Below are 23189 nucleotides of genomic sequence, written 5' to 3' on the forward strand. Positions count from 1 at the left end.
CATTAGCGTCAGCCGACGCAGCAGCGGTCGTTTCCCATAGACCATGCGTCCCCTTTCACTCACTGACTGCTCATCATGTTTTCCACTGAAAAAATCGCGCTCTTTGTGTTGTTGTTCGTCATTGGCGTCTCGCTGATAGAGGCATGCGTGCTCACCTTCAAACAGCGTGACAGCGCCACGCCATTCGACTGGTATGAAGTGTTGATTTCACTGGCCGACCTGGCCGGCCGCAAGCTGCTCGCTTTCCTGCCGCTCTCGCTCGCGACGCCCGTTTTTGCGCTCGCCTGGGATCACCGGATTTTTACCGTCACGCTCAACAGCGCGCTGATGGTGTTCATGCTGTTTATCGGTCAGGAATTTTGCTACTACTGGTATCACCGTGCGTCGCACCGTATCCGCTTTTTCTGGGCAACGCACGCCGTTCATCACTCGCCGAACCAGTTGACGCTTTCGTCTGCTTATCGATTGGGACTGACCGGCAAGCTGACCGGTTCGGCAATATTCTTCGCGCCCCTCGTCTGGCTCGGCGTGCGTCCGGAAATCGTGCTCGCTACGCTGAGCTTCAATCTGCTTTATCAGTTCTGGCTGCACAACACGTGGATGCCGAAACTGGGCTGGCTCGAATGGGTGTTCAACACGCCGTCCGCGCACCGGGTGCACCATGCGTCGAACGTGGATTATCTCGATGCGAACTTCGGCGGCGTGCTCGTCATATTCGACCGGTTGTTCGGCACGTATGTCGAGGAGCGTGCCGATGAACCGTGCCGTTACGGTCTCACCACCCCGACGCGCTCGCGCAATCCGCTGGTCGTTGAATTCGAACACTGGATCAGTCTTGCACGTGACATGGCTTCGGCGGGCAGCGTCTGGACTGCAATCCGTTACGTGATGCTGCCGCCGGGCTGGCGCGCGGATGGTTCAGCGGAAACCACCGAAGCGCTGCGCCAGAAGCATCTGAGCACAGTGCGCGAATGACGCGACGCGATGGCGCCAACCGCGAACACAAAATAACGTCGACAGGCCGCGATGAGAGCGTGGCCTTGGCTGCAAGTCCCGCCGAGCGCGAAGGCCGCGGGAAAGCACGTCAGGCTCAAGGCGGCCAGTCTTTCGGTCGCCTTGCGCGGAACGTCCGGGGCGTCGTGTCCCTTTGCTGACGCCAGTCGCGCAATGTGTCGAGGGCAACCGAGTTGCGGATATACCGATGCCAGATGAAGCTAAGATCGAAGGCCAGGATAGCCAGCCACCAGAGATACAAGAACATCAACGCCGCCAGAACAAGCGGCCAGAGGGCCGGCGCCGTAGTCGAGCGCGCCGGATAAGCGGACACGATGGCCATCGCGATCACTGCAATCCCCGAACCCACCATCACGCGTCTTCCCCAACGCGGGCGTTGCGGCAAAAGCCAGCAGATCACCGGAATGGCGATTGCCACAGACAAGAGGAAAGCACGGCCGGAATAAGCACCAAAAGTCGATGTCACCCAGTCCAGGTCCAAGAACGGACCCGCGAGGAAATCGCTGACTTCAGGCGGAAGCGCGAACAGGCAGAAGGTGACGCCGCAAGCGAAGATTATTGCTGCGAGCAGAAGCCATCGAAGAGACGAGCGCCGTACCAGGCGCGGCAAACGGCTTGCCACGGTTACGCTGAACAGCAGGGCCGACAGGGAAATCACGGTGCGGAAAATATCGAGCGTGCTCCATTTTCCTTGCGCCAGGAACGCGGTGGTCGCCTTGAACATGATGTACACGGCGGCGAGATGCAGGACCGCGCACAACAGGTACGGAATGGACAGGCTGATGCCACTCATGAACGGCCTGTTCCGCGGCGGTTCCACGGCAGTTTCTTCGGTGGGAGTCGCGGGGTCCGGCAAGACCACACTGTCGAAGAAGTGCCGGAACAGATTAGAGTCCGACCAATAGTCAGTGTGTGCCTTGCCGGGAAAGGGATATCGGCTGAAACCGAAATCGTCCTTGAAACCGAACTGGAACGCGCCGCATTTCATCTCGCGCAGGTATCGCCTCGCCGTGTCCAGCTGAAAGCCGATAGGGTCCCCGAAATCGTAGTAGTTGCGCCATTTGATGGGCTTCAGCAAGCGCAATCGCGTGGCATTGTTTTCATCTTCAAGTACCACCGGCTTGTCGGGGGCCCAGCCTTCGAAGTCAGCCGTTTCGAGGTTGTCGTCAGGCCATAGTTTGGGCCACAGCAGCAGATGTTTATCGATCGGAGAACCGATGGTCATGAACCCGCGAACGTATCTGATCCACCCATAGGTGTTTGCGCTATCAGGCGTGGAGGAAAGCGCGTCCAGCATTGCAAGAAAGCTGATGACCGTGCCTTCGCTATGCGCTATCACGTGAATTTGCGGATCGTTCGGATAGTCTGGATAGCGGGTGCGGAAATGCTCGACGATCTGACTCAGGATCTTGTGAAACCGATCCACAATTTCCTTCCGATACGACCGGAATTCGGCCACGAGCTGAACGTCGCCTATGTAATCGGTCAGGAGCGGCGCGAGATCGAACTTGAACAGGCCCGCTTTGTCGGCAACCCAGCACAGGTTTTGCATGACCGCGATCGCTTCTACGATCTCCTCGGTCACGCTTGCGGTCATGTTGAAATCAGCGTCCGAAACCTGACACGCCGTCTGACTGACTTGCCCTCTGTACAGCGCCTGCGCACGACCGACAATTGTCTGGCCCCACGCCTTGCTCTCTTCGAGCGTGTCGCCTTTTGTCACCACTTCACGCGGCACGTCCGCCCAATAGACTTCAGCGAAGCCCACGTTCCATAGTGGATGACCTTTCTTCACATCGAGCTGGCTTACGTACACTTCTCCGCTGCTGCCGACGCTGAAAAATCCAAGTGGCATGACGGGCAATGGCGGGGCGTTCAAAGCGCCGAATCGATGGGCCACGGTCCGGATGGTGTCGCTGCGGCGCTGATTTCCAACACCGTGGATCGCTACGATAATCTTTTCGAGCTGCCGTCCGTCTCCGTCCGGCGCTGAAAGTTCTTCTTTCATCGTGGATGCCAAGCTCATTGTTTGTCACCGTGGCAATTATTTTTTGTATCGGCGGGTCGTACTTAGTGGAAGTAAGCGTCGCAGCCCGGCCTTAGGCGTTTCAATCGATACGGCTTGCACAGGACCTAATAAAAGACGGTTCACGCTGAAAAGTAAAGCGGTCGCGTCAGAAAAAATGTGTGCAGACTTGCGGGAGTACTTAGAGTTTCTTTTTGTATGACGATTCGTTTTATGGTGTTGAGTGCGCAACGCAGCCGGAAGACTGCTGCTCCATTCGGCGAAGCACCGAATGAAAAGTCTTCAGCAGATTCCCTCCCGGCATACCCGCCTCCCCGAATAGACGCCGCTGTACGTCGATGACAACCGGCAACGCTCGACGCATGCTTTGCAAACCCGTTCTGGTGACCGTGATGTCTTTTGATCGGACGTCGGTCTCGTTTGTCGACCTGCTCACCATTCCTTTTTGTTCGAGTGCCTTGAGCATCTGCGACAACTGCACCTTATGGATCTGGCTATGGCGGACCAACGCCGTCAAGGTGACGGCCTCGCCGTCCTGCGCCAGCCAGGCGGTGAGCGTGAGAGTTGTAAATTGCAGATGAGTCAGGTCTAGCGGAAGCAAGGCACGGTCGATCTCGCGCTGGTATTGATGGAACACTTTCCAAAGGACGAAACCTATCGCGCGGTCGGGTGCGCCCAGCGAGACGCTTTCGAAAGTCTTGCGAATTTCCGTATGCCTGTTTGTCATGTGACGAAACGCTCCGACGGTCGGGATTGATTGGACCTTGCATCAACGGCCGGTCAATACTATTGTAAACGCATTAACTATTTTCGTTCGGATCGTTTCTAGCGAAGCGATTTTTTCAGGAGCGCACGATGAGCCGAATGCCGCTTAACATCGCTTTTTGGAACTATGACCGCGTTCAGCCTCTTGTAAACGGCACCATCAAGATTGACGGCGTTGATCCGACCTTCCATACGGAGCGCATCGTTACCGAGATCTTCAAGGGGATGATTGCAAACCACAAGTACGACGTGTCCGAACTCGGCATGACGTATCTTCTTCGGTCTATGGACAAACCCGATCCGGAATTTATTGGCATCCCGGTGTTCCTGAACCGTGCGTTTCGCCATTCAGCCATTTACGTCAATAACGCAAGCGGTATCGAGCGTCCTGAAGACCTCGCGGGAAAGAGGATTGGCGAGCTTGCTCTTTACGGGCACGATGCAGGCGTGATGCCTAAAGGCATCTTGTCGGATGATTTCGGCTTCAAACCGGAAACCGCGCGATGGCTCATTGGCGCGATCGACTTTCCAATGGAGCCGGTCAGGTATGTGCAGCAGCCTCACCCAGACAACGTGCATGTGGAATGGGCCAGCGAAGATGCAGACCTTGGGAAGATGCTGGAGGAGGGCGAGCTCGACGCGCTGATATCGGCGGACGTGCCGAAGTGCGTGCTTGACGGCTCGCCAAACGTCAGTCAGCTTTTTCCTGACCATGTGGAGATCGAGCGTGAATATTATGCTCGCACGGGAATCTTCCCCATCATGCACACGGTCGCGGTAAAGCGTGAGCTCGCCGAGAGCCGGCCTGACATCATCGAGGCAATCTACCTTGCGCTCTGCAAAGCAAAACAAATGACGGCGGAGGCGCTCGTGCAGGGGATGACGTTCAATAACATGTCGCTCATGATTCCCTGGGCAACAAATTTATTGCTGGAGAACCGCGAGGTGCTGGGCGAGGACTGGTGGCCATACGGCGTGAGTGCGAATCGTGCTGCAATCGATGCCATCTTGCGATATCACCATGAGCAAGGACTTACGTCGCGTCGATTCTCGGCGGACGAAATCTTCGTGCCGTATTTGATGAACACGTGACGCGCTGTCGCTTCACTTCAATTCATCTCCGCGATGCCCCGGTCGTAGGTCGTGGCTTCTTCGACCAGCCATTCCTCGAAGGCTTCCAACTGAGGCGATTTGGTCCCCACCTGCGAGCAAGCGAGGTAGTACGCACCCGGCGTGGACACCTGCAAGTCGAACGGCGTCACCAGCCGTCCGCTGCGCAAATCGTCTTCAATCAAGGCGCGCACCGCGATCATTACGCCCAGATTGTCTATTGCGCCTTGATAGCCCAACGCGGCGTTATCGAAATCGATGTGACCTTCGCTTTCCAGTTCCGTCATGCCCGCTTCGATCATCCAGCGCGACCAGTCCATTGGACGATTCCTCGATGAAAGCAGCGTGTGATGCGCAAGATCCTTAGGCATCCGCAACGCCGGGCCGCGCTTCAGCAACGCCGGACTGCAAACCGGCATGAGCACTTCGCCGAGCAAGCGCCTGTGGCTCGAGCTTTCTGGCGGAAACGGATGGGAATGCACGGAGACATCGATATCCTCACGGCGGAAATTTGCCGGCTCGTGCGACGTGACCACCTGAATGTCGATCTTCGGATGCAGCGACTTGAATCGCGTGAGGCGCGGCACGAGCCAGCGCATGGCGAAAGTAGGCGGCAACTTCAGCCGCAAGACCGAACCGTCCGCTTCGTCGCGCGCCTCACGCGTGGCGTAGTCGATCTGGTCGAACACGCTGCTGAGCGCGCGAATATACGTCTCGCCCTTGCGGGTCAGTTCTATGCCGCGATGCGTACGCAGGAAGAGTTTCACTCCGAGCCAGTCCTCGAGGAGCGACACATGGCGGCTGATCGCGCCTTGTGTCACGAGGAGTTCCTTGGCGGCGCCGGTAAAACTCAGATAGCGCCCGGAGGCTTCGAAAGCGCGCAATGCATTCAGGGGAGGAAGTTTTCGTCGCATTTTTCGCATGAGATTTTCTCATGCCGCCCATGATATATCGATCGTTGCGCAGGTGGCAGAACTGCCTATCATCGTCTTATAAGCGCAGAAGACAACGCGCTGAGACAGATGGAGACACCGCAGTGAATCAAACTCCCCCGGCGCCGAGAACGCTGTTCGACAAGATCTGGAGTCAGCATCATGTTCTCGAGCGTGAAGACGGACAAAGCCTGCTTTACGTCGACAGCCATTTCCTGCAGGACGGATCGGCGCCCGCATTCGAAATGCTCCGCCAGCGCGGCCTGAAAGCGCACGCGCCGCAACGCGGATTCGGCACGCCCGACCATTACGTGCCCACCAACAGCCGCGATCTCGCGAGCATAGCCGACCCCGAGAAACGGGCGATGGCGAACGCCCTGCGCGACGACACCAAAAGTCTCGGCATCACCTTCTTCGGTCTCGACGACGTGCGCCAGGGCATCGTCCATGTCGTCGCGCCGGAGCAGGGCCTGAGCCGCCCCGGCATGCTGATCGTGTGCGGCGACAGCCACACGTCCACTCACGGCGCGGTCGGCGCGCTCGCTTTCGGCATTGGCGCGACGGAAGTGGCGCATGTGCTCGCGACCCAGACTTTGTGGCAACCCAAGCCCCAGGCGATGCGCATCACGCTCGAAGGCAAACTGCCCGCTGGCGTTGGTGCGAAGGACGTGATCCTCGCGATCATCGCGAAGATCGGCGCCGGCGGCGCGACGGGCCACGTGATCGAATATGCAGGACCGGTGATCCGGAATTTGTCGATGGAAGGCCGCTTCACCATCTGCAACATGTCGATAGAAGCAGGCGGCCGCGCCGGCATGATCGCCCCCGACGACACCACGTTCAACTATCTTGCCGGGAAGCCATTTGCGCCCGAGGGCGCGCGCTGGGACAAGGAAGTCGCGCGCTGGCGCGGTCTCGCATCGGACGCGGGCGCGGCGTATGACAAGGAAATCACGCTCGACGTAAGCGCGCTGCAGCCCATGGTCACATGGGGCAATAGCCCGGAAGACGCGCTGCCGATCGACAGCCGCGTGCCCGATCCCGCGAACACGCCCAACGCCGACCGGCGTGCTGCAATGCAGCGCACCCTGGATTACATGGGACTTACGCCGGGCATGGCGCTCAACAGTCTGAAGATCGACCGCGCGTTCATTGGCTCGTGCACGAACGGACGGATCGAGGATCTGCAAGCGGCGGCGGCCGTGGTCAAGGGGCGCAAGGTCGCGCAGTCGGTCGAGGCGTGGGTTGTGCCGGGTTCGGGCCTCGTCAAGCAGGAAGCGGAAGCGCTCGGTCTGGACCGCATATTCAAGGACGCTGGATTCCAGTGGCGCGAAGCGGGGTGCTCCATGTGCCTCGGCACCAATGGCGACACGGTGGCACCGGGGCAACGCAGCGCCTCCACCACCAATCGCAATTTCGTTGGCCGGCAAGGTCCCGGCTCGCGAACCCATCTGATGAGTCCCGCAATGGTCGCGGCCGCGGCGCTGAGCGGCCGTCTCACCGACGTACGGCTCATGCTTGCGGAGGATCTCTGATGGAACCATTCGTTTTTCTCGACGCGGTTGCGCTGCCGGTCGCCCGTCCCAATTGCGACACGGACCAGATCCTTCCCGCGCGATACCTGCAAAAACCTCGCTCGGACAATTTTGGCGACTACCTTTTCCGAGATCTGCGTTACGGGGCCGACGGTTCCGAGAACAGCACGTTCCTGCTCAACTCGCCTGCGTATCGACCGGCGAAGATCGTGGTGGCCAAGGAAAACTTTGCATGCGGCTCGTCGCGCGAACACGCGGTCTGGGCGCTCTACGACTACGGCGTGCGCGCGGTGATCGCGCCGAGCGTGGGCGATATCTTCGCCTCCAATGCATCGAAGAACGGTCTTCTGATCGTGTTGCTGCCTGCTGATGTTATCGACGAAATGATCGCGAAGATCGAGGCGAGCCCGGGCTTGCATGTGATCGTCGATCTCGATGCACAAACCGTGTCGACGCCCGATGGCGGATCGCACGGATTCAACATCGATTCCTATCAGAAGCGTTGCCTGAAGGAAGGTCTCGACGAGCTCGGCTACACCCTCACTCAACTAGACCGGATCGAGGCGTTCGAGCGCGGCTACGCGTATTGAATGCCGGCCACAAACTTCAATCAAGCTCATGTTTTTGTAAAGGACCGGAAATGAACATTGCTGTACTCGCGGGCGATGGGATCGGCAAGGAAGTGACCGCCGAAGCACTCAAAGTGCTGCAGGCTGTCGTGCCGAAAAGCGCTGCGCTCGAAATCAGTCACGCACCGATAGGCGGCGCGGGCGTGGAAGCGGCTGGCGACCCGCTGCCGCCCGCGACGCTCGAAATAGCGCGCACGTCCGACGCCATTTTGTTCGGCGCGGCGGGCGAACCCGGCGACGAAAAGATTCCATTCGACATGCGCCCTGGCGCGAGCCTTCTGCGTCTTCGAAAGGCGCTTGGCCTCTTTGCCAACTTTCGCCCCGCGTTCCTGTTCCCCGAACTTGCCGATGCGTCGAGTCTGAAGCGCGAGATTGTCGACGGGCTGGACATCGTCATCCTGCGCGAACTGACCGGTGATCTGTACTTTGGCGAACCACGCGGTGTATCGATCGAAAACGGCGAACGCGTCGGCATCAACACCATGCGTTATACGGAGTCCGAAGTACGTCGGATCGGCCATGCGGCGTTTCGCGCGGCGAGAATGCGCAATCGCAAGGTGTGCTCGGTCGATAAAGCCAATGTGCTCGAAACCATGCAGCTCTGGCGCGAGGTCATGACGGAGGTCGGCCGCGAATATCCCGACGTGGAGCTTACGCACACCTTCGTGGATGCAGCCGCCATGATGTTGATGCGCAACCCGCGCCAGTTCGACGTGATCGTGACGGGCAACGTATTCGGCGATATTCTGTCCGACGCGGCCGCCATGCTGACGGGTTCTATCGGCATGCTGCCATCGGCTTCGCTGGCAAGCGGGCGGCTCGGTTTGTACGAACCGGTACACGGCACCGCGCCGGATATTGCGGGCATGGATATCGCCAATCCGCTGGCGGCGATCCTGTCCGTCGAGATGATGATGCGTCTCTCGTTCGACTTGCCGGAAGCGGGCGACCGCATTCGCCGCGCGGTAAGTTCGGTTCTCGCCGATGGCTACCGCACCGCGGACATTTACCAGCCAGGAACGAAGAAAGTGGGCACGCGGGAAATGGGCGAAGCGGTACTCGCCGCGCTTGGCTGACGCACAGGAAGCACGCCAGTGAAGTCCGCCGGCCCGCCTCAAAAATAAATCGCGGCGGCCACTGCACGCCGTGTGGAGACGAAGATGACAGATATCTATGCCGATACGACGATCGCCGTCGCGGATACGTACGCCGGCCAGGTGGCGGCGCGGCTCGACCGGTTGCCGTTCACGCGCACCATCTGGCGGCTGGTGTTCCTGATCTCGCTCGGCGGCGTCTTCGAGCTGTACGACCTCTTCATGACGGCCTACATTGCGCCGGGACTCGTCAGAAGCGGCATGTTCAGCAGCGGCTCGGTCGGCTTTTTCGGCATCAACGGCATCGGTTTTTTTGTCTTCTGCACGTTCGCGGGCATGTGGCTCGGATGCATGGTCTTCGGCTCGATTGCCGACCGGCTCGGGCGCCGTTCCATGTTCACGTTCTCGCTGATCTGGTATTCGCTCGCGACAGCCGTCATGGCCTGCCAGACGCATGCTGCGGGCGTCGATATCTGCCGGTTTATCGCCGCGATCGGCGTTGGGCTCGAGCAGGTGACCATCGACACATTTCTGACCGAGCTCGTGCCGCCGCGGGGACGCGGCAAAGCGTTTGCGTTCTACCAGTTCATCGAATTTTTGATCGTGCCGGTGGTGGCGCTGCTTGGCTGGTTGCTCGTGCCGATCAGCCCGTTCGGAATCGACGGATGGCGCTGGGTCGCGGCGATCGCCTCGGTCGGCGCCATTGCCGCGTGGTGGCTTCGCCTGGGCCTTCCTGAAAGCCCGCGCTGGCTTTCGCTGCACGGACACGAAGGCGAGGCCGAACGCATCATGCGCGATCTCGAAACGAAGATTGCGCGCGAGGCCGGCATGGCCAAATTGCCGCCCGCGCAGCGCTCAGAACCCGTGGTCGGCGATGGAAAGTTCTCCGAACTGTTCAAGCCGCCTTACGGCAAGCGAACGCTCGTCCTGTCCGTTTTCAACCTGACGCAGACCATCGCGTTTTATGGCTTCGGCGCGTGGGTGCCGACGCTGCTGATATCGAAGGGCATTCACGTTACCGCCAGCCTTCAGTACGCATTCATCATTGCGCTCGCCAATCCGGTGGGACCTTTGCTCGGCATCTGGATTGCGGACAAGATGGAGCGCAAGTGGCAGATCGTCAGCGCGGGCGTGGGGATCGGCATCTTCATGATGTTCTTCGCGAGACAGACCGATCCGCTCTGGATCATCGTGTTCGGCGTGCTGGTGACGCTCTTCAACAACTGGATCTCTTTCGTCTTTCATGGGTTCCAGGCCGAGCAATATCCCACGCGCATACGGGCACGGGCAATCGGCTTCGTGTATTCGTGGAGCCGCGTGAGCGCGGCGCTCGCCGGGCTGCTGATCGGCTTTTTCCTGCGCGAAGGCGGGACGATGGGCGTAGCGTTGTTTATTGGCGCGGCAATGCTCGTGATGATCACGGCAGTGGGCGTGTTCGGGCCGCGTACGCTCAATCGCAGTCTCGAAGAGCTTTCGCAGTGAGAACGCGGTCGTTCCCGGAGACGAGGCGATGAACATAGCCATGCGCCGCGTCGGCATAAAAACCAACGCGTGCGCACGGTTACTGGCTTGGCTTACTTGGTAACAATCGCGGCAGTCAGGCCCGCGTTGATGGCCGGCAGGAACAGGTTCAGCACGCGGTTTGCGCGGACCAGGCCGCTGTTATCGACATAGACAATGTCCTTCGATTCGAGCGGGAACTGGTTGGCAAGCAGCATGGAAACCGGCGAGCGTGCATCGAGCCGATAAATCACCGGCGTTTCGCCGCCCGTTGAGCGCAGCACGAACAGCTGTTTAGGATTCGACGTTTCCTGGTTCAGCTGACCCGCTTGCGCAAGCGCTTCGGCGAGCGTGAGCGTGCCGTCGCGCAATGGCGGAACCGGCGAAGGCTTGTTGACTTCGCCCATCACGTAGACCGTGTTGTCTTCGCGTGCGTCCACGTGCAGCATGTCGCCCGGTTGCAGCATGATGTCCGCGGGATTCTTGCCGTTTTTCATCATCTGGGCAACGTTCACCGGGTACGCCGTGCCGTTGCGTGTGATCGTCACGCGGCTTTGATCGGCCGTCGGTGCAAAACCGCCCGCGCGATTGACCGCTTCGGTAAGCGTCATGGGAATGTCATTGACCGTCTGCGCGCCAGGCGCACGTACGTCGCCATCCACATAAACCTGCGCTGACCGGAACGATGCCACTCGAACCGTGACCTGCGGCTTCACGAATATCTTGCTCAGCTCGGTGTTGATTTCGCGCTGGACTTGCTGGGCAGTTTTGCCCGATGCGTGGATGGAGCGGTCTACATACGGAAACTGCAGGTTGCCATCGCTATCCACCACGAAGCCGGGCGCCGCATCCGAAGGTCTTGTGTTTTGCGCAGGCTGGCCGACCGCGGCCGCGAGTTCAGGGTGATCCCATACCGTGATCTGCAATACATCGCCCGGTCCGAGCTTGTAGCCGCCTGGCTTGGCGAACAGGCCGAGCTGGCTTGCCGTTTTGTCGATGTTCTTCTGATCCGCGCGAATCTGGCGGATCAGCGTCAGGTCGATCTGCTTGATCGGGATCTGGACGTCGTTGGTCACGTCGCCGTTGTCGGCGCTCGTGACGGGCAGCGAAGCCGGTTCGATCATGTGCTGGCCCGGAGCCAGCGAACACGCGGAAAGCATGGCAGCGATCGCGAGCGAAAGGGCAGCACGCGTTCCAGGGACGACGCGGTTGTTTTTGCCCGGAACCGTGGCATCTAACAAGTGTTGGTTGTTCATGGATCGTTCTCTACCTCAGTAAGCCTCAATAAGCATTGGTGCGGCGCAACCCGGAGTCTATCAAACGACACCGCCGCTATTCATTAAGGTTTCATTTGGTAACTTTTCTTGTAGAAACGAGTTGGCGCCTTCGAAAGCGAGCTTCAAGGGAACGTAATACCGGGTAATTGCTTGGTTTTTACTTCTTGTTAGCGATGTGACAGGAAGAGTTATTGCCTGGCGCAGCTTTGAGAGGACAACCGGTTACATCGCGATGCTCTTCTCGAAGTTTGCCGAGAAATCATCTGCGAGCAGCATCTCCAGCATGTTACGCAAGGCTTCGGATTCAGCTTTTCCAAAAGCCTTGTTGAATCCGCTTTGTGCCTTGCGCCAAAGGACATCGGATTCTTCCAGCTTTTTGCGCCCTTCAGGCGTGAGACTGATCGACCGATGCCGCCGGTCGTCCGGATTGATCTCCACGCCAATGAAACCATCGCGCTCGAGAGGCCGCAGCGTGTGAGCAAGCGCGCCCGGGTCCATGACCAGCGCATTCGCCAGCGCCCCTACGTTGGTGGGCTCCGATCGCCCGATTTGCGCGAGGATCGCCCGTTGGGTGGTCTTCAAGCCGCAAGGTGCAAGCGCTACGTCGTATAACTGCGAAACGCGACGCGTGGCCTTGCGCAACGCCGTGCAGTTACAACCAGCGTTCTTTGCTTTCTTTGTTGTCATTGTTTTCATCTGCGACCACCTGTCAAGCCTGGTTTTTTCGAATTGCCAGCATATGCAGGTAATTGACGTAATGCAAGCATATGCAGATAATGCGGACAGTCCGTCGTCCGTGGAGACGCATCATGTGGCTCGCTTGTTGTTCGAATCTCTTCGTCGTCAGACCGTGCGCTGCGGGTCGGGAAGCAAGCACATGATCCGCCCGGTTCCCACGGCAACCGAGGCATCGGCTAAGCGTCACGAATGGCTGGTGCTGATCTGCACGTCGGCGCCATCGTTCATGTTGCAACTGGACGCCAACATAGTTTCGGTGTCGCTGCCTTCGATTGCCCGTTCCCTGCATGCCAATTTCGATGGCATCGAATGGGTGATCACCGCCTACATGCTGAGCTTCGCGTCATTGCTGATGCCTGCGGGCGCGCTGGCCGACCGCTTCGGCCGGAAACGCCTGCTCGTGATCGGGTTGAGCCTGTTCACGTTCGCTTCGCTGCTGTGCGGACTGGCGTGGAGCTTGCCCGTGTTGATTGCCGCGCGCGCATTGCAGGGTGCCGGAGCGGCGATGCAACTTAGTGCGGCACTCGCCACGCTATCGCACGCCTTCCACGGCGAAGCCCGCGCCCGCGCGTTTGCATTTTGGGGAACGACTGTCGGTATCGGGATTGCGAGTGGGCCGGTGGTCGGCGGCATCATCACACAAGCATTCGGCTGGGAATGGGCCTTCTATGTGAACGTGCCGATCGGCGCCGCGCTGCTTTTCCTGATCCTGCGCGTAATTGAATCCTCACGCGATCCGAATGCAATGCGGCTCGATCTTCCGGGCGTCGCTTGCTTCTCAAGCGCACTATTTCTCATCACGCTTGCACTGATAGAAGGGAACAAGCGCGGATGGAGCGATCATTGGATCGTCGCCGAACTCGTAGGCGCCGTGATCCTCTTCATTCTGTTCGTCGTCGTCGAGCGGCGGCAGGCGCGTCCCATGCTCGATCTATCGTATTTTCGGAAGCCTACTTATCTCGGCGCCACGCTCGCGCAGTTTTCGTTTTCAGTAGGGTTGCTTACCATGCTGACCTTCGTGCCGATCTTCCTGCAAAGCGGCCTTGGAGAGAGTTCAGCTACGGCAGGTCTGATGATGTTGCCGATGGTCGTCCCGCTCTTTGTCGTGCCGCGGATCGTGTCACGTCATCTGGCGCATCGCCTCTCCGGGCGCGCGTTACTCACGCTGGGTTTGCTGCTGGTGTGCATTGGACTATGCTTGTTCGCGGCAGTTGCGAGGATGGTCGCGTATTGGCCGCTTGTTGCAGGCATGCTGGTTGTTGGAACCGGAGCGGGCTTGCTCAATGGCGAGACAACCAAGGTCGGCATGACCGTGATTCCAAAGGAGCGTTCCGGAATGGCGTCGGGTGTATCGGGCACAACGCGCTTCACGGGACTGGTGATCGGCATTGCCGCGCTGGGTGTGGTGCTCTACGCCCGCATCCACGGCATTGTCACGCACGCGTTGCCGTTAAGCGATGCAGCCGCGCGCCTGCGCCTCGTGCAAGACATCGCCGCTGGACGCCTGTCGAGCGTAACGCTGCCCGGCTCCGACGCAGCCACGTTGCACGCGTTGGCCGTCGCCAGTTTCGCGGGCGGGTATCAGGCGCTGTTTCTGTGCGCGGCGGCATTCATGGCGCTGGCGACCTGGCTCACATGGAGACTTGTCAATCCGGCTGAAACGCCGCCGGTCGGCATTCCGGCCGGACAAATCAAGTCGACCACCGGCTGACTCTCATTCCTCCGCCGGCGAGAGAGTCAGGCATTCTCGGAAACGAGGACCAGCGACCGGACCTCGCCTTTTGCGATCGTGTTCCCGGAAGCAGTAAGTCAGCGCGTTTTGCTTTTCGCTTCCCGCGCTATCCGGCTAGCCGGAAAATCGACGATGCCGGTCTTCCCCTTCGACGGTTGCCGCGATTGCGTCACCGGACCCGCGGGCTCGCGCGCGCCGCCGACGATGACGGTCATCGCTTCATGATCGAGTTCCAGGTTGTCGGGCAAATCCTTGATGCGAATGGTGGCCATGGTATGTCCCCAAAGTAGGTCAACACGATAAAAGCAGTATAGGTAATCTGACGCAAGCCGCGCCGCCGGAAAAAGAATTCCGGCAGCGCAGGTCCAGCAGCACGCAGTAGCCCCGCTGCGTGCTTACATCAGCACATGCGTGCTTGCCCATTGCGTCGGGCTCACGTTCAGCGAAGGCGCGGCAAAACCCGCTCCAATAATGCCCACGTTGTTCAGCGCGGCGACCTGCACGTTCTGATACTGGTCGATGTTCTGGTTCACGTTGACATTGACGTTGGCAAGCGCGCCGAGTCCGGCGACACCATATCCGTACGATGTTCCGCCCCGGACGCTGGTCATGGCGCGATGGCCGAGTTCGCAACTGTGCGGCAAGTCTTGAATCAAGATGGATGACATGGCAGTCTCCTCGAGAAATGATGATTGCGGATGCGTGCCGGCGAGCGTGGCCCGCCAGCGCGCCACGATTTCACAGGTAGACGTTGTTGTTGTTCGTCGCCGTTTGGTGCGGATCGACCTTCGACTTGATATCGGTCGCGAACGCAACGTTGTTGCCGTTCTGGCTCATCGTGTTTTGCGTCTGACCGATAAACTGGTCGGCGCTGAACGAACCGTATGCAACGGTCGAGCTGTAGGCGGGGAAGTAACCGAACATCGTGCCGCCGCGTACAGCGGACATTTCGCGGCTGTCGAGTTCTTCGGTGATGGCCAGGTCTTTGATGTTGAGCGATTTCATGACAGTTCTCCTAAGGGGTTGGGCACGATGGCCCGGTGGGTTGGTTGAGCATCTTGTCTGCTCGCTCGACACTAATGCATGGCCTGTGCCAAGCACGCTTCGAAAAAATAAAATAGTCCGCAGAAGCTTGTGCGATAAGGCTTCCCATCGCGTGCCCGCAACCCTGCGCACGCCGCATGACACCGCTTCCGTTCGCGGGAAGATGGGCTGAACCCAACAGTTGGATGCGATCTGTTGGTCTCCTTACGACATGTGGCCGGGCGAACATCCCCCCTTTGTACGGAATTGCGCGTGAGTCGCGCCTGTCCTAGTATCGAACGGTCGGAAACCAGGGGTCTTCCATTTTCATCGTCGTTCAACGAGGAGTTGCGTACGCGCTCTTGAGATGACAAGTCTTGCGCAAGCCATCCGGACCTTCCAGAGCAACGGCACGTCGCGCGAAGAGTTCCTCGCGCTCGTCGACCGCGCGTTGTCGCACGAGTCGTCCAGGGAAGACGCCACAACGGCGCGCCTGATCGCGGTCCTTCACGAAGAACAAGCCAGGACGCCATTGCCGAGCGACATGTTCGCTGCGGTGCGGAAGCGCATTGAACATGCGTCGCTCGCCAGCTACGGCGCGGTATCGGACGAAACCCGCATGCAGACATTTGCCGCCGACTTCGGCAAGGCGGCGGCGTCCGGGTCATCGCCATCGTCGGCATCCCGCGACTTCGTCATGCCGCAAAATGATCAGACGAAGGAAGTCGGCGACACGCTCAACGGGCGTTTTGTTCTGGAGGAATGCCTGGGAATCGGCGGCATGGGAACGGTCTACAAGGCGCTCGACCTGCGAAAGCTCGAGGCGTCCGACCGGCGTCCGTATATCGCGATCAAGGTGCTGAATCTGCAGTTCCGCGGCAATCCGAAGTCGCTGATCGCGTTGCAGCGCGAGGCGAAAAAGGCGCAAGCGCTTGGTCATCGGAACATTGTGACGGTGTACGACTTCGATCGCGACGGCCCGGTCGTTTATCTGACAATGGAATATCTCGCCGGCCAGCCACTCTCGCGCGTGCTGCGCGCGCCGGATTTCAAGGGCATGGACTACGACCGTGCGCTGCCGATTTTCCGGGGCATGGCGAACGCGCTGGCCTACGCGCACGAGCGCGGCTTCGTGCATTGCGATTTCAAGCCGGCGAATGTTTTCCTCACCGATACCAACGAGATCAAGGTCATCGACTTCGGCATTGCGCGAGTGTTTCAACGGCCAGAAGAAGAGTCGGATGCAACAGTCTTCGACCCCGGCAGCCTTGGCGCGATGACGCCCACGTATGCGAGCGTCGAGATGCTGGAGCATCGCGAACCCGATCCGCGCGACGACGTCTACGCGCTCGGCTGCACCACTTACGAATTGCTCACGGGACGTCATCCGTTCGATCGTGTGCCGGCAAACCAGGCGCGCAGCGCGGGCTCGCGGCCAGTGCGGCCTGCCGGTCTTGGCGCGCGGCAATGGCGTGCGCTGCGGATGGCGTTGTCGTTCGATCGCGAAACACGCATGCCCAGCGTCGCGCGGTTTCTCGCGGAATTCGACGTGTCCGCGCGAAGCCCAACCTGGCGCCGCCCGGTCATGGCGGTGTCGGCCGCTGCGCTGGCGGCGGCCGCCGCTGGCGTGTATTACTACGCGGCCGCTCATCGCGATGTGAAGACGGAGCAGGCCGCAGTGAAACCCGAAGTGATACCCGAAGTGATACCCGAAGTGAAACCCGATACGAAGCCGGTGCAACCGCTCGCAGTGCCCACGCTCGCCGCCATCTCGCCGGTGCTTGCGAGCGTGCCGTGCGCCGCGCTTGCCGCGTCGCTGCAAGGCTCGTCGCTGTCGGTGCAGGGTTTTGTCGATCGCGCGTACGGCGTGCAGAAGTTGCGCGACACGCTTTCACGTGTCGCGGGGGTATCGAGCGTGGAGATGCACGTGCAGGACGTCGACGCCGATAAATGCGCTGTGCTCGCGGCGGTCGCGCCAAACTACAGCGCGAATCACACGGCGAGCTTGCAGACAAAAGATCGCGTCACGCAATTGACCGAAGGCCAGCCGCTGGTTGTCGATATCAAGTCGCCGCCGTACGAAACGTGGATCAATATCGACTATTTTCAGCTCGACGGCAGCGTCGTTCATCTGCTGCCGAACACGCGCGCGAAGGACAATCAGGCGCCGCCCGACTACACGGCGAGCATCGGACAATCGGGTGACTGGATTGTCGGCAAGCCGTTCGGCGCGGAGATGATCGTGATGCTGGCGACGCCCGCTCCGCTCTTCGATACACCTCGTCCCGACAGCGAAGCGCGCGCCGACTATCTGCGCGCGCTCGGCGCTCGCCTGCATGAACTGGAACTCAAGTATGGGCGCGACAAGATCGCGGTCGATCTCGTGCAGATCGATACACACGCCCGCAAGCACTGATCCCGCAGCGTTATTTCATTCCTTATTTCATCTCGCGCACAACGCGCAGGCCGTTCTGCTCCTGGCGCACGCTCGCGCTGTATTTGAAGCGGGTGGACGACTGCATGTACGCCGCACCATCGGGCCACGAGCCGCCGCGGATCACGCGCACCGGACAACCGGCTTCGTCCCATGGGCGGGCGTCGGGCGGCGCGCCTTTGTATGAGCTGTGCCAGCAGTCGGCGACCCATTCCCAGACGCTGCCGTTCATGTCGAAGAGTCCGAACGGATTGGCCGTGAATGACCCGACGTCAACCGGGCTGTCCTTGTGCCACGGCTCGCCGCAGTCCTTGCAGTCCGCGTAACCCCGGCGCATCTCGTTGCCCCACCAATATGTGCTCGTGGTGCCGCCGCGCGCAGCGTATTCCCATTCCGCTTCCGAAGGCAGCCGGTACACCTTGCCCGTCGTCTTCGAGAGCCACTTCACGTAGGCCTGTGCGTCGTCCCAGCTCAAGTTGCGCATCGGCGCGGATTTACCGACGTTGCCCGTATTGTCGATGCGCGCGCAAGCGGACGCCGCCACGCACGCGCTCCATTGCTCGACTGTCACCTCGTACTTGCCGATAGCGAACGGCGCGGCAATCGTCACGCGATGCACGGGACGCTCGGCGGGGTCATCGGAATTACTGCCCATGGGGAAGACGCCGCCGGGCAGCGCGACGAGCGCAGGGCAACTCGCGCAATCCTTGATTTCGCCGCCCGTGGGCGCTGTAGATTTTGTTGCGGCCGGCGCGGGGGGAGACGCGGAAGCAGGCGCTTTTTCGGGCACGGCTTTCGATGCAGGCGCAGTTGCGGGCGTGGCTGTCGGCGCTTCGGGCTTCGGCGCGGCAGCAGGCGCAGCTGCCGGCGCGGTTGCAACGGGCGCGGGGGTTCGTGCTGCCGGCGCTTCAGGCTTCGGCGTGGCCGCGCGCAGCCGGTCGATGCGTGCATGCGCGAGCGTGGCGAATCGCCCGTTCGGATAAGCCTTCAGATACGCTTCGTAATCGCTTGCGTAGGTGCTGTCCTTGATCGATTCCCAGAAGGTCAGCTCGTATTGCTCGTTGCTGTCCTTTGGAAGAATGCCGCGACTGGTTGCGCCGGGAATTGTGCTTGCCAACATGACGGAAGGCACAGGAGCGGCGTGAGCCACTTGAGCCACTTGAGCCACTTGAGCCACTTGAGGCTCATGAGTCGAAGTCAGCCACGGCGTCTGGCGCCCGTGCGTGCTTGTGCTCACGGCAGTTGCTGCATCGCGGAGCGCTTCTTCCATGCTCGCACCTGGCCGCTGCATTGCGTCGAGCAGGGCGCCGGTATAGAGCCCGTGAATTCGTCCGTCGAAAGCAAGACCGCCAGGCGCGTTTGCGTAGGCAATGACCGTGCGCGCTCGCGGTGCACTCATCCTGACGTTCGCTGGGGAATACGGATTGTCGATACAACTGTCGAGTATCACGATGCCCGATGCCAGCGCGGCTCCGCCAAAAATATTGCGCACGTCGAAACCCTGATTGAATGGAGCAGCAGGCGTGTCGGCCAAGTCCGCCGGCAGCAGCAGCGTGGTCTCGCCGACCTGAACGCCGTGACCGGCGAAGTAGACGAGTGCGGTATCGTCCTTCGTCAAGTGTTCGCTGAAAGTACGCACAGCCGCGCGCATCGAAATGGTATCCAGGTCGGCGTAAGAGGTCACGGCATACCCTCGCTCGCGCAGCGCCGCGCTCATCTCCTCGGCGTCGCGCGCGGCGTTCGCGAGCGGCTGCCGCACGTAGTGCGCATTGCCTATGACGAGCGCGAGCCGGCGCGCGCCCTCGCCGGCACTGGCGGCATTAGCGAGCAGGCCGAAAAGCGCCGCGACCAGGATCTTTCTCCACATGATTTCACCCCATTCCTTCGGCTGACGCCGTGTGTCATAGGCGTGCGGCGCTGTGCGCATGCACTGTTTCTTTTCGCTAGACCGGGCCGTGTCCGCGCGTCGTCATGTATGAGCGAACGCATGGCGGCGTGAATGTGCAGCAGGCCGCACGACGGCGCAATGTGTCGGGTTTGGAACGGATAAAGGCCTTTAACGACGAACCACCATTCGCCAAAAGAATGGCATTACTAACTACATATGTAATCTACCGTACCTCGTGTATGAGCCTGAACCCTTTGTTCGTCGGCCCTCCTTATGGAGGATATTGTTTCGCTGCAATCTCTTCTAAGCTTTAAGAAAGCAGAACATTCACGTTGCGGTTGCGCCAGCACGCGCCGGACCGCGTTCGGGAGAAACAGACAAATGCCAAGAAGAACGATGCTTCTCGCCTTAGCTTCGCTGGGCGTGCTGTTTCCGTTGCGTATCTTCGCTGCTGCGCGCACGCCATCGCCGCCGAACGCGGAGGTGTTCATCATCTGGCCCCCGGACGGCGCGGTTATCACCGGCGGAAAATTGTGGGTTCGCATGGGTCTGCGCAACATGGGCGTTGCACCAAAAGGCGTGAACATGGCGAACGTAGGCCATCATCATCTGCTGATCGACACCGACCTGCCGCCGCTCGACGAACCTATTCCGTCCGACCGGCAGCATCTGCATTTCGGCGCCGGAGAAACCGATGCGCGCATAGAATTGCCGCCCGGCAAGCACACGCTGCAGTTGCTGATGGGCGACTTCAATCACGTGCCGCACGACCCGCCCGTGTACTCGAAAAAAATCACCATCACGATGCGCTAGCCGCTGCGCCGGTCGAGCACGTCACCCACCAGGAGGCAGTGCGATGAACAAGCTCTGCGCGGTCGCGGCGTTGTCCGCGGCTTTGCTGACCGGAGCCGTCATGGCCGGTCCCACAGCGGCACCGGCCAACGCCTATGCCTACATAGGTTATCCGAACAATGGCCAGGTGCTGCCTGCCGGCAAGCCTTTTCGTGTCTGGTTCGGACTGCGCTATATGGGCGTGGCGCCGCGCGGCGTCGCTTATCCGAATACCGGGCACCATCATCTTCTGATCGACACGGATCTGCCGCCGCCCGACCAGCCGATTCCGTCCGATCGCCAGCATCTGCATTTTGGCGCCGGGGAAACCGAGACCATGCTCGAACTGCCGCCGGGCAAACACACGTTGCAATTGCTGATGGGTGACGACAAGCATATTCCGCACAATCCGCCGGTGTATTCGAAGAAGATCACGGTCTACGTGAAGTAACCGCGCCAGTGTTTGCGAAGACCCGACAGTCGCTCGAACAACAGATGGATCGCGACAAACACATCGAGTTTTTGAAGTTGTAGCGGCGGTCTCGGAACTGAAGATACGTGAGTCGATAAGCCTTTAGCAGCAAGCCATCGACCAAGAAAAAGCAGCGTGGAATGAAAACTGGCACGGGCAATGCATTAGTGTCCAGCGAGCAGACACGATGCTCAACCCACCAAAAGCCACCCTGGCTAAACCATTAGGAGAACTGCAATGAACACGATCACGATCAAAGACCTGGCCGCCACCGAAGAACTCGACAGCCGCGCAATGTCCGCCGTTCGCGGAGGCAGCTTTTATTACCCGGCCCTGCAAATGAACTCGTACGACCTGTCGTTCAGCGCGCAGCAAGCGATTGGTCAGACGCAAAACGTCTGGAACGCCAACGGCAACAACGTTGCGTTTGCGACCGACATCCACTCGACGGTCAACCCGAAGCAAACCGCGACGAACAACAACTCGGTCGGCTCGGGCCTGCTGCAACTGGCGTAATGCATGCAGGGGCCTTCGGCCCCTGTTTTTTTTCAACCGGATTCAGGAGCGAGATCGTGCGAGCCTTTCTGTCACGCAAGCGTGCGGCACAAGCAGCGCTGTTCGCGGCACTGGGCTCGGTCACGCTCCTCGCCGGTTGTATCGACGTCAACGTGCCGGACTACAAGCGTCCCGACACGCCCGCCAAGGCCTCATGGTCGCAGACGGCGCAAGCCCGGGTGTCGCCAGCCGCGACTATCGTTCCCGACTGGTGGAAGCAGTTCAACGATCCTTATCTGGACTCGCTCGTTGCTCGTGCGATCAACGGCAACTTCGACATCAAGATCCTGGCCGCGCGGGTCTCGGTAGCGGGCGGACAAATCAATGAAGCGCGTGCGGGTGCTTTGCCAACCGCCGACCTGGGTGCTGGCGCGAGCTTCGATAAAACGACGCACCAGGATTTCTCGAAGCAATACAACGTCGGTACGCAGGTGAACTGGGATATCGATATCTGGGGCGCGGTCGAGAAGGGTGTAAAGGCTCAGAAGGCCGAATATCGCGCGTCTGAGGCCGACTGGCGTGCGGGTTATCTCACGCTCGTATCGGATGTATCGACAACCTATTTTCAGATTCTCCAGTTCGACGACCAGATTCAGCAACAACAGAAAACGCTGCAGACGAATCAGCAAATCCTCGTGATCTACGAAGGCATGCTCAAGAACGGTCTCGTGCCGCGAACCCAGGTGCTCACGCAGCGTGCGGAAATCAATCGCATGACGAAAGATTTGCTCGAGTTGCATCGCTCGCGCGATCTTGCGAATAATGCGCTTGCCACCTTGATTGGTGTGCCGGCAGGCGAATTCACGGTGCCGGATGGTCATCTTCAGGATCGGGTGCGGATTCCCGTGGTGCCGGCGGGGCTGCCGTCGCAATTGATGGCGCGCCGTCCCGATGTGGTTGCCGCCGAGTATCGCGTGCTCGAGGCGTATGACATAGTCGGGCAGGCGAAGCTCGCCCAATTGCCTACCATCAGCCTGACCGGGCGCGGCGGTACGGCGAGTTTCGCATTGACGGACCTGCTCAAGTCGTTCACGTTCAGCTTCATGCCGAGCATCAACATTCCCTTGCTCGATCCAAGCGTGCGCGCTCATGTGAAAACAACCGAAGCGCAGACGGTCGTAGCTGAACAGCAATATCGGCGCACGGTGATGGGCGCGTTCGAGGACGTGGAGAATGCGCTCGTCAATCTCGATGCTCATACAAAACAGCGCGCGGAGCTTCAGGAAGAAGTGGGTCACCTGCAGATTGTTGCAGCGCAGATCGAGGCGCAACTCAAGGAAGGTGTCGTGTCGCAACTCGAAGTGTTCGAGACTGAGCGCACGCTGCTCGCGGCACAACTTGCGCTACTTGAAAATCATCAGGAGATTCTTTCGGACACCGTCACATTGTACAAATCGCTGGGCGGTGGCTGGCAGGCAGTCGACGTCGCCAACAGCGAGCAGGCGAGCAACGACGTGCGCAGTGCAGGTAATGAAGCACCGAAATAAGTTCCGCTTAAGCATCTAGCATGCATCGGCCAAGACCACGGTTCGGAATGCAAAACGTTGTTTGACGGTGGCGGATGCGAGAGCATTGTAAGTACACTTCAAGGCGTCGCCGGGCAGGTACGGCGGCGTCCAACCAGCGTCGCGGCT

The 23189-nt window shown here is 59.9% G+C and carries 21 protein-coding genes; 12 read left to right on the top strand and 9 right to left on the bottom strand.

Annotated elements, in window-relative coordinates; genetic code table 11:
- Positions 1-75: 75 nt before the first annotated feature.
- Positions 76-975, top strand: coding sequence for a sterol desaturase family protein (locus ASG35_RS12610; RefSeq protein ID WP_056357140.1), 900 nt, complete (start codon positions 76-78; stop codon positions 973-975).
- A gap of 115 nt (positions 976-1090) precedes the next feature.
- On the opposite strand, the gene ASG35_RS12615 is transcribed toward ASG35_RS12610, so the two are convergent.
- Together ASG35_RS12615 and ASG35_RS12620 are read right to left on the bottom strand one after the other, a co-directional pair.
- Positions 1091-3040: a DMT family transporter gene (locus tag ASG35_RS12615; RefSeq protein WP_056357143.1), complete on the bottom strand. Its 1950-nt coding sequence runs from the start codon at positions 3038-3040 to the stop codon at positions 1091-1093.
- A gap of 211 nt (positions 3041-3251) precedes the next feature.
- Positions 3252-3767, bottom strand: a complete 516-nt coding sequence (locus tag ASG35_RS12620) for a MarR family winged helix-turn-helix transcriptional regulator (RefSeq protein ID WP_056357146.1) — start codon at positions 3765-3767, stop codon at positions 3252-3254.
- Positions 3768-3895: 128 nt separating this feature from the next.
- On the opposite strand from ASG35_RS12620, the gene ASG35_RS12625 reads away from it, so the two are divergent.
- Entirely contained in the window at positions 3896-4897 is a 1002-nt protein-coding gene (locus ASG35_RS12625; RefSeq protein ID WP_056357150.1) for a hypothetical protein, read from the top strand.
- 17 nt (positions 4898-4914) lie between these two features.
- On the opposite strand, the gene gcvA is transcribed toward ASG35_RS12625, so the two are convergent.
- Positions 4915-5838: a transcriptional regulator GcvA gene (gcvA, locus tag ASG35_RS12630; protein ID WP_056357152.1), complete on the bottom strand. Its 924-nt coding sequence runs from the start codon at positions 5836-5838 to the stop codon at positions 4915-4917.
- A gap of 113 nt (positions 5839-5951) precedes the next feature.
- Between gcvA and leuC the strand changes: the two genes are divergently transcribed.
- The 4 genes from leuC to ASG35_RS12650 all read left to right on the top strand — a co-directional run bounded on the left by leuC (position 5952) and on the right by ASG35_RS12650 (position 10587).
- Positions 5952-7382, top strand: a complete 1431-nt coding sequence (leuC, locus tag ASG35_RS12635; RefSeq protein WP_056357154.1) for a 3-isopropylmalate dehydratase large subunit — start codon at positions 5952-5954, stop codon at positions 7380-7382.
- On the top strand, positions 7382-7972 hold the full coding sequence (gene leuD, locus ASG35_RS12640) for a 3-isopropylmalate dehydratase small subunit (protein ID WP_056357157.1): 591 nt from the start codon (positions 7382-7384) through the stop codon (positions 7970-7972). The genes leuC and leuD overlap by 1 nt, the downstream gene beginning before the upstream one ends.
- A 50-nt stretch (positions 7973-8022) precedes the next feature.
- Positions 8023-9087 (top strand): 3-isopropylmalate dehydrogenase, encoded by a 1065-nt coding sequence (gene leuB, locus ASG35_RS12645; protein ID WP_056357160.1) that lies wholly within the window; start codon positions 8023-8025, stop codon positions 9085-9087.
- Between the two features lie 84 nt (positions 9088-9171).
- Positions 9172-10587 (top strand): MFS transporter, encoded by a 1416-nt coding sequence (locus ASG35_RS12650; protein ID WP_056357163.1) that lies wholly within the window; start codon positions 9172-9174, stop codon positions 10585-10587.
- A 92-nt stretch (positions 10588-10679) separates the two neighbouring features.
- Here the strand turns inward: ASG35_RS12650 and ASG35_RS12655 are convergent, their stop codons facing one another.
- On the bottom strand, positions 10680-11861 hold the full coding sequence (locus ASG35_RS12655) for a polysaccharide biosynthesis/export family protein (protein WP_082508349.1): 1182 nt from the start codon (positions 11859-11861) through the stop codon (positions 10680-10682).
- 243 nt (positions 11862-12104) lie between these two features.
- Positions 12105-12569, bottom strand: a complete 465-nt coding sequence (locus ASG35_RS12660) for a MarR family winged helix-turn-helix transcriptional regulator (protein WP_056357533.1) — start codon at positions 12567-12569, stop codon at positions 12105-12107.
- Positions 12570-12759: 190 nt separating this feature from the next.
- Here ASG35_RS12660 and ASG35_RS12665 point away from each other — a divergent pair, with 190 nt between their 5' ends.
- Positions 12760-14331 carry an MFS transporter gene (locus ASG35_RS12665; RefSeq protein ID WP_056357536.1) on the top strand — a complete coding sequence of 524 codons (1572 nt, stop codon included), beginning with the start codon at positions 12760-12762 and terminating at the stop codon, positions 14329-14331.
- A gap of 98 nt (positions 14332-14429) precedes the next feature.
- On the opposite strand, the gene ASG35_RS12670 is transcribed toward ASG35_RS12665, so the two are convergent.
- From ASG35_RS12670 to ASG35_RS12680, 3 genes are all read right to left on the bottom strand, one after another.
- On the bottom strand, positions 14430-14624 hold the full coding sequence (locus ASG35_RS12670; RefSeq protein ID WP_056357165.1) for a hypothetical protein: 195 nt from the start codon (positions 14622-14624) through the stop codon (positions 14430-14432).
- Positions 14625-14747: 123 nt separating this feature from the next.
- A complete protein-coding gene (locus ASG35_RS12675; RefSeq protein WP_056357539.1) occupies positions 14748-15020 on the bottom strand; it encodes a hypothetical protein in 273 nt (90 codons plus the stop codon).
- Positions 15021-15090: 70 nt separating this feature from the next.
- Positions 15091-15357, bottom strand: a complete 267-nt coding sequence (locus ASG35_RS12680; RefSeq protein WP_056357168.1) for a hypothetical protein — start codon at positions 15355-15357, stop codon at positions 15091-15093.
- Positions 15358-15742: 385 nt separating this feature from the next.
- Between ASG35_RS12680 and ASG35_RS12685 the strand changes: the two genes are divergently transcribed.
- Entirely contained in the window at positions 15743-17791 is a 2049-nt protein-coding gene (locus ASG35_RS12685; RefSeq protein WP_056357172.1) for a serine/threonine protein kinase, read from the top strand.
- A 22-nt stretch (positions 17792-17813) separates the two neighbouring features.
- On the opposite strand, the gene ASG35_RS12690 is transcribed toward ASG35_RS12685, so the two are convergent.
- Positions 17814-19736 carry an SUMF1/EgtB/PvdO family nonheme iron enzyme gene (locus tag ASG35_RS12690; RefSeq protein WP_235527523.1) on the bottom strand — a complete coding sequence of 641 codons (1923 nt, stop codon included), beginning with the start codon at positions 19734-19736 and terminating at the stop codon, positions 17814-17816.
- A 357-nt stretch (positions 19737-20093) separates the two neighbouring features.
- On the opposite strand from ASG35_RS12690, the gene ASG35_RS12695 reads away from it, so the two are divergent.
- From ASG35_RS12695 to ASG35_RS12710, 4 genes are all read left to right on the top strand, one after another.
- Positions 20094-20510, top strand: a complete 417-nt coding sequence (locus ASG35_RS12695; RefSeq protein WP_442854827.1) for a DUF4399 domain-containing protein — start codon at positions 20094-20096, stop codon at positions 20508-20510.
- A gap of 43 nt (positions 20511-20553) precedes the next feature.
- Complete coding sequence (locus ASG35_RS12700; RefSeq protein WP_056357177.1) at positions 20554-20979, top strand: DUF4399 domain-containing protein; 426 nt, start codon at positions 20554-20556, stop codon at positions 20977-20979.
- A 258-nt stretch (positions 20980-21237) separates the two neighbouring features.
- Positions 21238-21516, top strand: coding sequence for a hypothetical protein (locus ASG35_RS12705; RefSeq protein WP_056357180.1), 279 nt, complete (start codon positions 21238-21240; stop codon positions 21514-21516).
- Complete coding sequence (locus ASG35_RS12710; protein ID WP_082508350.1) at positions 21516-23042, top strand: efflux transporter outer membrane subunit; 1527 nt, start codon at positions 21516-21518, stop codon at positions 23040-23042. Before ASG35_RS12705 ends, ASG35_RS12710 begins: the two co-directional genes overlap by 1 nt.
- Positions 23043-23189: the final 147 nt, after the last annotated feature.

It is taken from the genome of Burkholderia sp. Leaf177 (genome assembly GCF_001424345.1).
Lineage (GTDB): Bacteria > Pseudomonadota > Gammaproteobacteria > Burkholderiales > Burkholderiaceae > Caballeronia.

Excerpts from the sequence above, each read along its gene's own strand:
- ASG35_RS12610 (WP_056357140.1), top strand. The coding sequence starts at position 76 with ATGTTTTCCACTGAAAAAATCGCGCTCTTTGTGTTGTTGTTCGTCATT.
- ASG35_RS12615 (WP_056357143.1), bottom strand. The coding sequence starts at position 3,040 with ATGAGCTTGGCATCCACGATGAAAGAAGAACTTTCAGCGCCGGACGGA.
- ASG35_RS12620 (WP_056357146.1), bottom strand. The coding sequence starts at position 3,767 with ATGACAAACAGGCATACGGAAATTCGCAAGACTTTCGAAAGCGTCTCG.
- ASG35_RS12625 (WP_056357150.1), top strand. The coding sequence starts at position 3,896 with ATGAGCCGAATGCCGCTTAACATCGCTTTTTGGAACTATGACCGCGTT.
- gcvA (WP_056357152.1), bottom strand. The coding sequence starts at position 5,838 with ATGCGAAAAATGCGACGAAAACTTCCTCCCCTGAATGCATTGCGCGCT.
- leuD (WP_056357157.1), top strand. The coding sequence starts at position 7,382 with ATGGAACCATTCGTTTTTCTCGACGCGGTTGCGCTGCCGGTCGCCCGT.
- leuB (WP_056357160.1), top strand. The coding sequence starts at position 8,023 with ATGAACATTGCTGTACTCGCGGGCGATGGGATCGGCAAGGAAGTGACC.
- ASG35_RS12650 (WP_056357163.1), top strand. The coding sequence starts at position 9,172 with ATGACAGATATCTATGCCGATACGACGATCGCCGTCGCGGATACGTAC.
- ASG35_RS12655 (WP_082508349.1), bottom strand. The coding sequence starts at position 11,861 with ATGAACAACCAACACTTGTTAGATGCCACGGTTCCGGGCAAAAACAAC.
- ASG35_RS12660 (WP_056357533.1), bottom strand. The coding sequence starts at position 12,569 with ATGACAACAAAGAAAGCAAAGAACGCTGGTTGTAACTGCACGGCGTTG.
- ASG35_RS12665 (WP_056357536.1), top strand. The coding sequence starts at position 12,760 with ATGATCCGCCCGGTTCCCACGGCAACCGAGGCATCGGCTAAGCGTCAC.
- ASG35_RS12670 (WP_056357165.1), bottom strand. The coding sequence starts at position 14,624 with ATGGCCACCATTCGCATCAAGGATTTGCCCGACAACCTGGAACTCGAT.
- ASG35_RS12675 (WP_056357539.1), bottom strand. The coding sequence starts at position 15,020 with ATGTCATCCATCTTGATTCAAGACTTGCCGCACAGTTGCGAACTCGGC.
- ASG35_RS12680 (WP_056357168.1), bottom strand. The coding sequence starts at position 15,357 with ATGAAATCGCTCAACATCAAAGACCTGGCCATCACCGAAGAACTCGAC.
- ASG35_RS12685 (WP_056357172.1), top strand. The coding sequence starts at position 15,743 with ATGACAAGTCTTGCGCAAGCCATCCGGACCTTCCAGAGCAACGGCACG.
- ASG35_RS12690 (WP_235527523.1), bottom strand. The coding sequence starts at position 19,736 with ATGCGCACAGCGCCGCACGCCTATGACACACGGCGTCAGCCGAAGGAA.
- ASG35_RS12695 (WP_442854827.1), top strand. The coding sequence starts at position 20,094 with ATGCTTCTCGCCTTAGCTTCGCTGGGCGTGCTGTTTCCGTTGCGTATC.
- ASG35_RS12700 (WP_056357177.1), top strand. The coding sequence starts at position 20,554 with ATGAACAAGCTCTGCGCGGTCGCGGCGTTGTCCGCGGCTTTGCTGACC.
- ASG35_RS12705 (WP_056357180.1), top strand. The coding sequence starts at position 21,238 with ATGAACACGATCACGATCAAAGACCTGGCCGCCACCGAAGAACTCGAC.
- ASG35_RS12710 (WP_082508350.1), top strand. The coding sequence starts at position 21,516 with ATGCATGCAGGGGCCTTCGGCCCCTGTTTTTTTTCAACCGGATTCAGG.